At 71.7% G+C, this 12,080-nt stretch carries 17 protein-coding genes; 7 read left to right on the plus strand and 10 right to left on the minus strand.

Translation table 11 applies throughout. The features are described 5' to 3' along the window. Nucleotides 1–70 precede the first annotated feature (70 nt). Nucleotides 71–457, minus strand: a complete 387-nt coding sequence (locus V6V47_RS07585) for a DUF2267 domain-containing protein (protein ID WP_334627345.1) — start codon at nucleotides 455–457, stop codon at nucleotides 71–73. A 179-nt stretch (nucleotides 458–636) separates the two neighbouring features. On the opposite strand from V6V47_RS07585, the gene V6V47_RS07590 reads away from it, so the two are divergent. From V6V47_RS07590 to V6V47_RS07605, 4 genes are all read left to right on the plus strand, one after another. Next, complete coding sequence (locus tag V6V47_RS07590) at nucleotides 637–969, plus strand: nuclear transport factor 2 family protein (RefSeq protein WP_334627346.1); 333 nt, start codon at nucleotides 637–639, stop codon at nucleotides 967–969. A gap of 38 nt (nucleotides 970–1,007) precedes the next feature. Next, nucleotides 1,008–1,844 (plus strand): oxidoreductase, encoded by an 837-nt coding sequence (locus V6V47_RS07595; RefSeq protein ID WP_334627347.1) that lies wholly within the window; start codon nucleotides 1,008–1,010, stop codon nucleotides 1,842–1,844. Between the two features lie 145 nt (nucleotides 1,845–1,989). Then, entirely contained in the window at nucleotides 1,990–2,358 is a 369-nt protein-coding gene (locus V6V47_RS07600; protein ID WP_334627348.1) for an ATP-binding protein, read from the plus strand. Nucleotides 2,359–2,383: 25 nt separating this feature from the next. Continuing rightward, a complete protein-coding gene (locus V6V47_RS07605; protein WP_334627349.1) occupies nucleotides 2,384–2,761 on the plus strand; it encodes a nuclear transport factor 2 family protein in 378 nt (125 codons plus the stop codon). 22 nt (nucleotides 2,762–2,783) lie between these two features. Here the strand turns inward: V6V47_RS07605 and V6V47_RS07610 are convergent, their stop codons facing one another. From V6V47_RS07610 to V6V47_RS07650, 9 genes are all read right to left on the minus strand, one after another. After that, nucleotides 2,784–3,320, minus strand: a complete 537-nt coding sequence (locus tag V6V47_RS07610; protein WP_334627350.1) for an SUKH-4 family immunity protein — start codon at nucleotides 3,318–3,320, stop codon at nucleotides 2,784–2,786. Then, on the minus strand, nucleotides 3,317–3,880 hold the full coding sequence (locus V6V47_RS07615) for an SUKH-4 family immunity protein (RefSeq protein WP_334627351.1): 564 nt from the start codon (nucleotides 3,878–3,880) through the stop codon (nucleotides 3,317–3,319). Before V6V47_RS07615 ends, V6V47_RS07610 begins: the two co-directional genes overlap by 4 nt. After that, nucleotides 3,877–4,407: an endonuclease gene (locus V6V47_RS07620; protein WP_334627352.1), complete on the minus strand. Its 531-nt coding sequence runs from the start codon at nucleotides 4,405–4,407 to the stop codon at nucleotides 3,877–3,879. The genes V6V47_RS07615 and V6V47_RS07620 overlap by 4 nt, the downstream gene beginning before the upstream one ends. Next, complete coding sequence (locus V6V47_RS07625) at nucleotides 4,400–4,894, minus strand: WXG100-like domain-containing protein (protein WP_334627353.1); 495 nt, start codon at nucleotides 4,892–4,894, stop codon at nucleotides 4,400–4,402. Before V6V47_RS07625 ends, V6V47_RS07620 begins: the two co-directional genes overlap by 8 nt. Before the next feature lie 4 nt (nucleotides 4,895–4,898). Then, nucleotides 4,899–5,228: a hypothetical protein gene (locus tag V6V47_RS07630; RefSeq protein WP_334627354.1), complete on the minus strand. Its 330-nt coding sequence runs from the start codon at nucleotides 5,226–5,228 to the stop codon at nucleotides 4,899–4,901. After that, a complete protein-coding gene (locus tag V6V47_RS07635) occupies nucleotides 5,225–5,647 on the minus strand; it encodes a YbaB/EbfC family nucleoid-associated protein (protein ID WP_334627355.1) in 423 nt (140 codons plus the stop codon). Before V6V47_RS07635 ends, V6V47_RS07630 begins: the two co-directional genes overlap by 4 nt. A gap of 52 nt (nucleotides 5,648–5,699) precedes the next feature. Next, nucleotides 5,700–6,185 (minus strand): molybdenum cofactor biosysynthesis protein, encoded by a 486-nt coding sequence (locus tag V6V47_RS07640; protein WP_334627356.1) that lies wholly within the window; start codon nucleotides 6,183–6,185, stop codon nucleotides 5,700–5,702. A 109-nt stretch (nucleotides 6,186–6,294) separates the two neighbouring features. Next, nucleotides 6,295–8,397, minus strand: a complete 2,103-nt coding sequence (locus tag V6V47_RS07645; protein WP_334627357.1) for a PQQ-dependent sugar dehydrogenase — start codon at nucleotides 8,395–8,397, stop codon at nucleotides 6,295–6,297. Nucleotides 8,398–8,434: 37 nt separating this feature from the next. Then, nucleotides 8,435–9,382 (minus strand): LamG-like jellyroll fold domain-containing protein, encoded by a 948-nt coding sequence (locus tag V6V47_RS07650; protein ID WP_334627358.1) that lies wholly within the window; start codon nucleotides 9,380–9,382, stop codon nucleotides 8,435–8,437. A 108-nt stretch (nucleotides 9,383–9,490) separates the two neighbouring features. On the opposite strand from V6V47_RS07650, the gene V6V47_RS07655 reads away from it, so the two are divergent. The 3 genes from V6V47_RS07655 to V6V47_RS07665 all read left to right on the plus strand — a co-directional run bounded on the left by V6V47_RS07655 (nucleotide 9,491) and on the right by V6V47_RS07665 (nucleotide 12,076). Further along, the gene (locus V6V47_RS07655; protein ID WP_334627359.1) at nucleotides 9,491–10,549 is read left to right on the plus strand and encodes a LacI family DNA-binding transcriptional regulator; all 1,059 of its coding nucleotides are present in this window, start codon (nucleotides 9,491–9,493) and stop codon (nucleotides 10,547–10,549) included. 105 nt (nucleotides 10,550–10,654) lie between these two features. Further along, nucleotides 10,655–11,596 carry an alpha/beta fold hydrolase gene (locus tag V6V47_RS07660; RefSeq protein WP_334627360.1) on the plus strand — a complete coding sequence of 314 codons (942 nt, stop codon included), beginning with the start codon at nucleotides 10,655–10,657 and terminating at the stop codon, nucleotides 11,594–11,596. 45 nt (nucleotides 11,597–11,641) lie between these two features. Further along, a complete protein-coding gene (locus V6V47_RS07665; RefSeq protein WP_334627361.1) occupies nucleotides 11,642–12,076 on the plus strand; it encodes a VOC family protein in 435 nt (144 codons plus the stop codon). The last annotated feature ends 4 nt before the right edge of the window (nucleotides 12,077–12,080 follow it).

A 12,080-nucleotide genomic window follows, 5' to 3' on the forward strand; every position in this document is an offset into this window, starting at 1 on the left:
TGGCCCGACCAACCGGTCAGGTCGCGCCCCTCACCCGGTCAGCGGAACAGCACCGGCCGGCGGCGGCCGGTCAGGGGCCGTGCGGCAGCGGCTGGGCCAGCGCCCGCAGGTCCGCCGGCAGTTGGGCGAGCGCGTCCTCGAACTCCCGGTGCCCGACAACCCGGTGCATCGTCTGGAGCACGGCCCGGATGCCCCGCTCGGCGGTCGGCCGGTCCGTCCCGGCGCGGTCCGCCACCCGCCGCAGGAACTCGTCGTACCCGAACGGCTCGGGCGCCTCGACGGCCTTGATCAGCAGCGGGCTCAGCTCGTCGGCGAAGTGGGGGGCCAGCGCGGCCGCCTCCCCGCTGCTGATCCGCTCGGTGAGGGTCCGCAGGACCGCCTCGGTCAGCGGGCGCGCCTGGCCGGGCGGGACACCCGCCCGCGCCGCCACCTTGTCGACGAACGTCAGCTCGGCCATGCGCCCGCCCTTCTCCTTGGAGAAGCGTGGCTACCCGGGCCCACCGGCGACAAACCCGGGACCTGGGGCGGATGCCCGTTCTCCCGTTGCTCCGCGCGCTGCCGACCCGTCTCGTACGGTGAAATCGGACGGGGAACTCGACGGCTGCCCGACGGCGGCCCGCGCCGCAGGAGGAGCAGATGGCGGTCGACCTGCCCGAGGTGATCGACCGGTACTTCCAGGCCATGGACGACGATGACCTGGACGCGTTCGTGGCCTGCTTCGCGGACACCGCGAGCGTCGCGGACGAGGACCGGCTGTACGACGGGCGGGCCTCGATCCGCGCCTGGCGGCAGCGCACGATGGCCGCCTCCTCGTACACGGCGGAACCGCTGGCGGCCACGGCTCAGGCAGGCGACTCGTACCTGGTCCGCACGCGGGTGTCGGGCAGCTTCCCGGGCAGCCCCATCGAGCTGCGGTACCGGTTCACGCTGCGTGACGACCTGATCGGTGCCCTCGACATCCGTCCGTAACGACCTACCGGCCGATCGGGTCTACAGGAGGAGACGACGTGTCGCGAGTCTGGCTCATCACCGGCAGTTCCCGAGGGCTCGGCCGAGCCCTCGCCGAGGCCGTGCTGGCCGGTGGGGACCAGTTGGTCGCCACCGCCCGTACGCCGGCGCAGCTCGACGACCTGACCGATCAGTACGGCGACCAGGTCCGCGCGGTGGCCCTCGACGTCACCGACCCCGCCGCCGCCCGCGTCGCCGTACGCACTGCCGTGGACGCGTTCGGGAGTCTGGACGTCCTGGTCAACAACGCCGGGTACGCCGACGTCGCCGCGATCGAGGACATCGCGGAGGACGACTTCCGGGCCCAGATCGAGGCCAACTTCTTCGGGACGGTCAACCTGACCCGGGCCGTCCTGCCGATCATGCGGGAGCAGGGGCGCGGGCACATCATCCAGATCTCCAGCGTCGGCAGCCGGGTCGCCAGCGCCGGTCTGGGCGCGTACCAGTCGGCCAAGTGGGCCGTCGTCGGCTTCTCCGCCGTGCTCGCCAAGGAGGTCGCGGCGTTCGGGATCCGGATCACCAGCGTCGAGCCGGGCGCGCTGCGGACCGACTGGGCCGGGTCCTCGATGCGGAGGCTGCCGATGAGTGAGCCGTACCGGCCGGTCATCGAGCCGGTCGTCGACCGGATGAACCAGAGCACCGGCAACCAGCCGGGCGATCCCGCCCGGGCCGCCCAGGCGATCATCCGGATCACCGGGGTCGACGACCCGCCCGCACGGTTGCTGCTCGGCGCCGATGCCGTGGCGGGCGCCACGGCCGCCGCCGAGAGCCTCGCCGCGTCGGATGCGCGGTGGCGCGAGCTGAGCGAGTCCATCGTCTTCGACACGTCCTCCTGAGCCGGCGCGCCTCCCCGCCGAGCGGACCCTCCGGAACGGGACGGGACGGTCTTGATCACCGCCGAACGGACGAGACGGCGGGCCAACCGCCGGGTGGCATGATGTGCCGGCAACGGCTGTCGCTACGGGGAGGTGCTGCTGCCTCATGCCGGACACGATGGCGTACCAGGTGGCGAACGACCTGCGGGCGCTGCGCGCGTTCGTCAGCACCCGCGCCCTGGCCCGGGGCCTGTCGCCGCACCGGGTGGAGCTGCTGGCGCTGGCCGTCAGCGAGTTGGCCACCAACACGCTGCAGCACACCACCGGGGGCGGTCACGTCCGGCTGTGGGCCGAGGCGGACCAGCTGGTCTGCGACGTCGTGGACCGAGGGCCGACGCGGGCGTTCGGCCGCGGCATGCCGGCGGCCGACGCGGTACGGGGTCGAGGGCTGGCGATCGTGGAGCAGGTCTGCGACGAGGTCGCTGTGTTGACCAGGCCCAAGGAGACGGTGGTAAGGATCAGACTGGGTCTGTGACAGACCCGATCGGGAGGGCGGCACCATGCCGGACAGCGAACGCGAGGCGGAGTTGCTCGACGCCGAGCGCACCCTGCAGGCCGCGCAGCGGGCCGGCGACGTGGATGCCCTCGACGAGCTGCTCGTCGACCAGCTGATCGCCATCGGCCCGGCCGGCGACACGTTCACCAAGGGCGACGACCTGACCGCCCACCGCGAGCGCACCTCGGTCATCGAGGAGCTGATCGAGGAGGAGTTGGACCTCGTCGTCGCCGGGTCGACCGGGGTGACGTTCTTCCTGGGCAGGGTGGCGGGGGTGTTCGACGGCGCGCCGTTCTCGGCGCGGCTGCGCTACACGCGGACCTGGGTCCACGACGACCTGCACGGCTGGCGAGTCCTCGCCGCACACATCAGCCCGGTCTGAGCGCCCGGGCGGGTCGGTCGACTCAGACCGTGGACTCCAGCTCGTCGAGCGCCAGGCTCCACCAGGACTCCGGCTCGGCGAACGCCGCCGGGTCGACCGCCCGCAGGTCGACGCGGATGCGCGCGGCGCGGGCCGCCCGCTCCCGGCCGCCCGGGTCGGTGGCGATGAGCTGACCCAACCGGTAGAGGAACTCCACGAACGCCGCGAAGCTGCTGTTGACCGTCTCCAGGTTGGGCGTCTCCAGGTCCAGCAGCAGCACCGCGCCGGTCGCCGCCTCCAGGCAGAACAGCAGCATCGGGTCCTCGGGCGAGCTGCCCAGCACGATGTACGCGCCCGGCCCCCCGTCGCCCACCTCGATCATCAGGGTGGAGAAGAGCTGCACGTCGGGGGCCGACACGTCGACCGTGAAAAGGATCGGCACCTCGACCGGCAGCGCGCCGTACGGGGGGAACGTCTCCGGCCCCAGCGGGCCCAGGACGGTGTCGAAGCGCTGGTCCGGGAAGTAGATGACTCCCCGCTCACCCCACAGCGCGACCAACTCCTCGCGGGTGACGGTCACCGCCCAGCCTCCGTGTCGGTCTCGTCGGTCTCGTCGTCGTCCTCGTCTTCGTCGTCGAGCAGGCCCTGCTCGTCGAGGAACGCGTGCCACCGGTCGCCGGCGGGGGTCAGCTCGGCGTAGCCCGGGCCGAGCAGGTAGTAGTGCACGAAGGAGTCGACGTCGGGGGCGATCTCCTCGAAGGTGTCCGACATGGCCCACTCGGTGTTGGTCGGCGGGAAATACCAGATGGCGCCGGTGCCGCGATCCATGAAGATCGGCTCGTCGCTGCGGGTGCCGATCACCAGCCAGCCCGACGGATCCGCGGGGATGCGGGAGAACTCCGGTGCGTAGTCGAGGTAGTACTGGATGCTGGCGAGGGTCGACGTGGACCGCAGCTCGAACCGCCCGGCGCGGAGCCCGTTGACCACCAGCAGGAGATCCCGTAGGTCGGCCGGCAGATCCGCCGGCACGGCGTCGGTGGCCGCGCCGTCGCCGAACTGGGCGTACCCGAGGCTGGCCGGCTGGTCCTCGGCCAGGTCGGCCCGCAGCTCCTCGATGAGCTGGCGCAGCTCGGGGGTCAATCCACCACCTCTATTCGGATCGGCGTGCCGTCCGGCAGGCTTCTGATCTGCGGCCAGATCTGGTGCAGGCCGATGTCCGTGTTGGTTTTACCATGCAGCAGCTTGATGTTGTCGAGGGTGTCCGGCCCGCCGAGCTGGAGTTCCCAGACGTGGTCCGGGTGATAGCTGCTGAGCCGCTCACTGAGCCGGTTGGCCAGGTCCTTGTCGTGCGGCCAGTACTTGTCCCAGATCCTCTGCCGGATCCGCTCCTTGAAGCTGTCGGTGAGGTTGGTGTCCCGCTCGACCGGGTTGGTGGCCTTGTACAGCTTGCCCTCGTCGCTCAGTTTCTTGAGTGCCGCCATCTTTCGCCGGAACTGCGCGGTGGCGTGGATGTCCTTGCGCTGGACCCGGATCACCTTCGTCGGCAGGCTGTGGTCCGGCCCGGTGACCCGCACCTTCGGCGGGTCGAGCTTCTCCGCGGCCTTGCGGACGATCTTGCCGGCCGGCTTGGCGGCCGCGTCACGGCTACGCCTCGGTCTGCTAGGCATCGAGCAACTGCCCGATGACCTGGTCGATCAGCAGACCGACGATCTCCCGGGTGATCATCTGGAAGATCGGGATCTCGGCCAGCGAGGCCCCGAAGGTGGCCACCGCGGTCACGATGGCCTGGGCGACCTCGAACGCGAGGATGGCCAACTGCACGATCACCTGGATCTTCAACGCCAGGACGATGACCGCGCAGATGATCAGACCGGCACCGAGGATGATGGCCGCCTGAGCGCCGTCGCGCAGCACCAGCGGCCCGTTCTGCTCACCGGTCCACCACCCCTGGAACGCCTGCACGGCCGGGCCGATGTTCTGCGACCACACCTGGGCCGCACCGGCGTCGGCCTCGCCAGCCGTGGCACCGACCCGCCCGGCGAACTCGATCCACGCCTGACCCATCTCGAAGAGCTTCTCCTCGTCGCCCTCCGGCCAGGTGTACCCGATCCAACTCAGGGCGGTGACCAGCTCACCCGGCAGCTGCAAACCCATCGCGCTACCCCAGCCCGCCGGCCAGCGAGCGCATCGAGCCCGCGCCGTCCTCGTCGACCAGGTCGTACGCGTCGGCCATACCGCCGAGATCGCCGCCGGCGGAGTCGAGCTCCTCCCCCGCGATCCCCAGGCAGTCGAAGACGTACGCGGCGACCTCGGTGTAGGCGACCCCGATCAACGAGCCGATGTCGTCGGCGCCCCACGGCTCGCCGTAACCGTCCATCTGCGACTGGAAGCCGTCGAGGTCGGTGAGGAACCGGCGGGCCACGTCGCCGACGCTCTGCCCGGCATCGCGTAACGACTGCGGCAGCACCTCGAAGCCGTTGCCGCTCATCGCCGATCACCCCCGGCCATCCGCTCCTGCGCGTCGGTCAGCGCCTGCAGGAACGACCCCATCCGCGGCACCGCCGTGTCTCGGACCTGCGCCAACTGCTCCCGCAACTGGGACAGGTCACCGACCTGCGGCGGTGTCGCCGCACCCCGCATCGCGTCGATCGCCGCGTTGACGGCGGTGGTGATGTGCTCGGTCAGCTCCTCCGAACCGAGCCGCATCAGCCGAGGCTCCACCCAGAGGGATCGCAGCCGACCGTCCGTACCCATTTCGGCGCGGACCTGACCGTCCGCGGCCTCGCCGGCCGGCGGCTCGGCCGGCGCGCCGTCATCATCGGCGGCCGGTGGGCTGAGCGCCCCCAACGCCTGCATCGTCGCGTCCAACATGCGGGTGAACTCGCCGCTGACCGGATCCGCTGCCATGCGCCCTCCCCAAGGCCGTGCGGGCCGAGCCTAACCGACGGGTTCCACGACTTCACCCACCTGGCCGACCGGTCACAGTGGTATCGACCGGCCCGATGCGCAGGAGGCCGTCGTTGAGCGGCGTGCAGCGGACGCCACCCGTCGTGCGTAACGCCTTCCACGCCCCCGGGCCGACGGTGACGTCCATCCACGCGCACGGGCGGGCCGCCCGGTTGACCCGCAGGCTGACCGGGCCGTCGCCCGTGTCCAGCACCAGCACCCGGCCGATCAGCTCGTCCACCGCGATGCCGGTGGTGAGGACGTTGCGCCGCACCTGCGCCAGGCCGATGCCGGCGGGCAGCGACTCCTGCGCGATGACCGTCACGCTGGCGTCGCGGTGTGCGGGCTTGCCGAAGTACCGATCGCCGACGATGCCGAGGCCGGCCCGGACCTGAACCACGTCGACCAGCTCACCGGGCGGCGCTGGCGCCGGGCCGTCGGCGGGCCGGCCCACGAAGCGGTGCACGGGCGAGGCCAACAACTCGACGATCTGCGGCATGACAACGATCCTAGGAACCGGATGGCGCCGCCGGGCCGGGCACGCCGGACTCGAGCAGGAACGGTGGGGACGGCGGCACGGACGCCACCGTCCCCACCCGTGACGAGCCTCAGGCCGGCGTGCCCGTGACGGTGAGGCCCCGTGCCCGACCGATGTTGTCGAACGAGCCGAAGCCCACCCGTCCCGAGCCGAAGGTGGTGTCTTCCGCGGTCAGCAGCGGGTCCTTGTGGCCGTCGACGTACACGGCGATCTCGCCGGTGGCCGGGAGATGCACGACCCGCACCCGGTGGAAGTCGGCGTCGGTGATCGCCGGGTTGGCACCGCGCGACCGGCCGTTCCACTGGTGGTCGATGCGTTCCCGGTCGGCGTTGTTGACCTTGAAGATGCCGTTGTGCGGATAGATCGTGTTGTCGGTGGAGAGGTGCGCGTAGTAGAACTCGGTGTCCGAGCGCCAGCCGAAGACGATGATCACGTCGCGGTTGGTGACCTCCACCGGTGTGTCGAGCCGTACCCGTGCCTCGACCTCGACCGACGACCAGGTCGGGCCGGCGGTCAGCACGGCGTACTCGAAGGGCCGGCGCGGCCCGGGCCGGCTCTCGCCCGCCTCGGCGAGGATCACCTCGTCGCGGGTGAACTGCCACTTGGCCGGGGTGACCGGCGCCCAGTTCGCTGCCCCCGCGGTGCGGCGCAGGGTGGTGTGCCCGACGTCGCCGCTGGCGAAGACCCGGGTGCCGGTGACCTTCCAGACCTTGCCGTTGGCCTTGGCGACCACGTACAGCTCGCCGGCGGCGTCGGTGCCGAAGCGCAGGTCGACGCGCTCGGGGTTGCCCGGCGCGCCGGGCCCGGAGAGGTCCCGCATCCGGACCGGGCTGCCCGCGGCGTCGAAGAGGGCGAGCTGGTGGATCGCGGCCAGCCCTCGGCCTCGGCGCATCTCGTTGGCCTCGGTGTAGAGCACGCGGCCGTCGACCAGGTCGCCGAAGACGTACTTGCCCCGCAGGGCCGGCAGGGCACGTCCCCGGTAGACGAAACCACCGGCCACCGCCACACCGACGTCGTCGGTGCAGTTCCAGCCGGCGGCGGGGTCGTGGTCGTACGCGGCGACCGGGTAGGTGTAGCCGTAGCGGTCGTCGTCGGCGGGCAGCGGGTACAGCCGGTCGCAGGGGTTGGTGGCCGTCTTGTCGAAGACGAAGGAACCCTCCCGCTCACTCCAGCCGAAGTTGTCGCCGGCGCGGACCTCGTAGATCGCCTCGACGGCGTGCTCACCGATGTGCCCGAGGTACATCCGGCCGGTGGCCCGGTCCCAGCTGAACCGGTGCGGGTCGCGGAAACCCACGGCGTAGATCTCGCCCAGCGCGCCGGCCCGGCCGACGAACGGGTTCGTGGCAGGAATGCCGTACCGCCCGTTGGTCGCGTTGCTGCCCCGGGGGTCGATCCGCAGCAGCTTGCCGTGCGGCAGGCCCAGGTTTTGCGGGTCGGTGTTGCGCGCCCCCTGGCCGCCGTCGCCGACCGCGAGGTACAGCAGGCCGTAGTCGGCGTCGTGGCGCTTCGCGGTCGGGTTGAAGTTGATTTCCTGGATGCCGTGCACCTGGCCGGCGAACCCGATCCGCAGGACCTCCCGCCGGGTGCCGGCGAAGGTGTCGGCGGCCGGGTCGGTCGCCGTCCACTCGGTGATCACACCGTGGAAGATGGCGTTGGGCTGGGTGTGGTCCGGTGTGGTGGTCGCGGCCGACGCCAGCTCGGTGTGGATGGTGTAGAACCGGCCGTTGGTGCCGAACTCCGGGTGGAAGGCGACGTACCCGAAGCCCTGGCCGAGGCCGCGACCGGAGAAGAACTGCGGCGCGAACGTCGCCGCCACGTCGAGGTAGACGTGCGGCACACCGCCCTCGACCAGGTAGAGGCTGCCGTTGAGGTCGGGCACCGCGCGTCGGCCGGAGCCGTCGGGCAGCTCCATGATGGTGTTGATCCGGGCGGTACGCATGAGCCGCTGATCGGTGGGCGCCGGGGTGGGGTACGACTGCGGGAAGCTGGCGTACTCGCTGAGGACCAGCCCGAGCCGGGACTGGATCGGCATCTCGGGGATCGGGTCGTAGACCGCGTCGGCGGCCCGGGCGGGTGTCGCGAACAGGGTGGACAGGACCAGTACGGCGGCGGTGAGGCCGGCCGTCAGCGCGGGTCTGCGGCTGCCGCGAGCGCGGTGCGGGAGGGTGAGCACGCGTGTCTCCTTCTCGGTGGGACGGTGCCGAGGGTGGTCAGCGGGCCAGGTGGCGGTACTGCCTCCGCACGTCGTTCGCGGAGACCACGCTGTCGAGGAACATGAGGCCGTCCATGCGGCAGTCACACGGATTCCGCTCCAGCGTGTCCTGGGGGAAGCTTCCGCCGATCTTGATGCCCCGGGGGTCGGAGGCCGTGGTGACGTGCGGGCCCGGCCCGGACACCAGCCACGGGTCGTCGGTGCGGGTGTAGAAGCCGGGCACGGGCTCGCCGTTGCGGTAGAGGGCCAGGGCGCCGGTGCCGAAGTCGAAGGTGGCGGCGAGGTGCACCCACTCCCCCGCCGGGAGCAGCGCCCGCCAGTCCTGACTCGCGGCGAACGTCTGCGAGTTGCCACCGTCGAGGCGTCGGCCGAGCGCGACGAGGCGCAACTCGCCGTTGACGTCGATCAGCTCCAGCAGGGCCCGGACGCCGTGCCCGTCGGAGTCGCCGGTCAGCACCCCGGCCAGCCCGATGGCGTTGAACCGGTCGGTCGGGTCGGGGGTGGTGGAGTCGGGCAGCGGACTGGCCATCTGCAGCTTGAACCAGCCCATCACGGTGGTGCCGGCGGTGGCGCTGAAGGCACGCAGGGTGCGGACCCCGCTGGCCGACCAGGTGCCGGCCTTCCAATCGTCGTTGCCGGCCACGGCCGGGTCGACCTGCCGGGTCTGCACCGCGTTGCCGCTGCCCCGGTAGGCGTCGTCCGGCACCCGCATGGCAGCACCGCCGTTGATCAGCTCGATCTCGGTGCCGGAGCGGCCCTGGTCGCGTTCGAGCGCGGGGTCGCCGGGCACCGGGTGGTCGAAGTCGTACGCGGCGACGAGGTGCGCCCGCAGCGCCGGATGGACAGCGGTCGGACCAGGCCGGCCCGCCTGCGCCGCTGGAGCCCCGGCGCTGGTGAGCACGCCGATCATCAGGAGGGAGACGGTGGCTTTCCTGGCCCTCGCCATCACGGTCACCTCATTTCGCGGCACGCCGGTGCCGGTCACGTAAGCGCTTGCGTAAGCGCTTACGTACCCTAGGCTTCGATCATCGTCACTGGCAATAGATCGGGTGACATGGATGTTTTCGAGGAGTTGTGGATGCCCCGGCCTGGCCAGCGCCTGCGCCTCGTGGACGTGGCCCAACGCGCGAACGTCTCACTCGCCACGGCATCCCGGGCCCTCGCCGGCCGGGAGGGGGTCAGCGCCGAGGTGGCCGACCGGGTCCGGCAGGTCGCCCGGGAGCTGGGCTACGTCGCCAACCCGTACGCCCGCACCCTCGCCAGCGGTGCCAGCTCCACCGTGGGGCTGGTCGTCCACCAGGTCGACGACCCCTACTTCTCCGAGATCGCCGGTGGCGTCATCCAGCTCGCCGGCGAACAGGGGCTGCTCGTGCAGATCTGCCAGTCCGGGCGCGACCCCGCGTACGAGCTGCAACAGCTACGCCACCTCATCGCCCAGCGGGTCGGCATCATCCTGATCAGCGGCTCCGGGTACGACGATCCGCGAATGGAGGCCGAGGCCCGGGCCGAGCTAGCGGCGTTTCAGGACCACGGCGGCCGGGTCGCCGCCATCGGCCGGCACGCCCTCGGCGTCGACGCCGTCCTCCCCGACAACGAGGCCGGCGGCCGGGCGCTCGCCCAACACCTGGTGGACCTCGGCCACCACCGGATCGCCGTCGCTGCGGGCAGCGCCGGCCTCACCACGGTCGCCGACCGGCTCGCCGGCGTGTCGTCGGCCCTGCGACAGCGCGGGCTCGACCCGGCCGACCTCGCCGTCGTGCACTGCGACTTCACCCGCAGCGGCGGCCGGGCGGCCACCGAGCAGATCCTGCACGAGCACCCGGAGACGACCGCGATCGTCGCGCTCAATGACGCGATGGCGATCGGGGTGCTGTCGACGCTGCGGGCCCGCCGCGTCCCGGTGCCCACCCGGATGTCGGTCGTCGGCTTCGACGACGTGTCGGTGGCCGCCGACCTCGCCCCCAGCCTCACCACCGTCCGGCTGCCGATGACCGAGATGGGGCGCACCGCGCTCACCCTCGCGCTCAAGCCCCGCTCGGCGCGTCCCCGGCGGCGTGCAACCGGGCACCTGCTGGTCGTCCGCGACTCGACCGGAGCCGCGCCGGTCACCTGACCGGCGGGCGACGGCCGGGTTTCGGCGGCAATGCCGCACCCGGCGGCCACCGCTTCTGGCACCGTCGAGGGGTACGCCGAAGCTCGTCACCGGTGCGGAGGGTTGATGGACGAGAACCCGGTGCGGCACCGGACCGTCGAGGTCGACGGCATCACGATTTTCTACCGCGAGTCCGGCGCGGCGGACGCGCCGGTGGTGCTGCTGCCGCACGGTTACCCGTCGTCGTCGTTCCAGTTCCGCCACCTGCTGCCCGCACTGGCCGACCGGTGGCGGGGCATCGCGCCCGACTACCCCGGCTTCGGCTACAGCGACACGCCCGATCCCGGCCGGTTCGCGTACACCTTCGACGCGAACGCCGAGCTGCTCCGGCGGTTCACCGAGGTGCTGGGGCTGACCCGCTACGTGCTCTACCTTCAGGACTACGGCAGCCAGTTCGGGTTGCGCCTGGCGATGGCCGCGCCGGAGCGGGTCGCCGGGCTCGTCATTCAGAACGGCGACATCTACCCGGACCAGCACGGCCCGAAGTACGAGCCGCTCAAGCGGTTCTGGCATGTGCCGACCGCCGAGGGTCGGGAGCAACTCGCCGCCGCGATCAACGAGGAGGGCTTCCGGCGCGAGTTCCTGGGCGAGCTGCCCGACCGGCTGGTCGACCGGGTCAGCCCCGACCTGTGGCGGCTCTCCGGCGCACTGGTCGCGGACCCACGGCGGCGCGACGCCTGGTTGCGACTCCTCGCCGACCAGGGCAGCACCGTCGCCTGGTTCCCCCGACAACAAGAGTATCTGCGCACGCACCGGCCGCCCACGCTGATCGTCTGGGGGCCGCACGACGGCTACATGCCCGCAGGCGCGGCGCGTGCGTACCTGCGGGATCTGCCCGACGCCGACCTGCACCTGCTCGACGGCGGACACTGGCTGCTCGAGACACACCTCGACGAGGTGGTCGGGCTGGTCCGCGACTTCCTCGCCCGCGTCCAGCCCGGACTGGCGGCGCCGGGTCCCGAAGACCACTGTTCTCAACCCGCCCGATCCCGCGCCCGCCTAGGGTGAGGCCTGGGGTGCACAGATGCGACACATCGACCACGAGGACACAGCATGGACCTGAAGCTCGAGGTGGTCGTCGTGCCGGTCACCGACGTCGACCGGGCGATGCGGTTCTACGAACAGCTCGGGTTCAGCCTCGACATCGACTACGTCGGCGGCCCGGACTTTCGGGTCGTGCAGCTGACCCCGCCCGGCTCCGCGTGCTCGATCATCATCGGCACCGGGATCACCGCAGCCGAACCGGGCTCGGTGCAGGGCCTCCTGCTCGTGGTCACCGACATCGAGGCGGCCCGCGCGGACCTGGTCACCCGGGGCGCTACGGTGTCCGACGTGTTCCACGACGCGGGTGGGGTGTTCCACCACGCGGGCAACGAGCAGCGGGTGAGCGGCCCGCACCCGGACCGCGCCGACAAGGGCTCCTTCGCCTCGTTCAGCGACCCGGACGGCAACGGCTGGATGCTCCAGGAGATCCGCTCGCGGCGTTAGGTGC

It is taken from the genome of Micromonospora sp. CPCC 205539 (genome assembly GCF_036906815.1).
In the GTDB taxonomy this organism is placed as follows: Bacteria; Actinomycetota; Actinomycetes; order Mycobacteriales; family Micromonosporaceae; genus Micromonospora.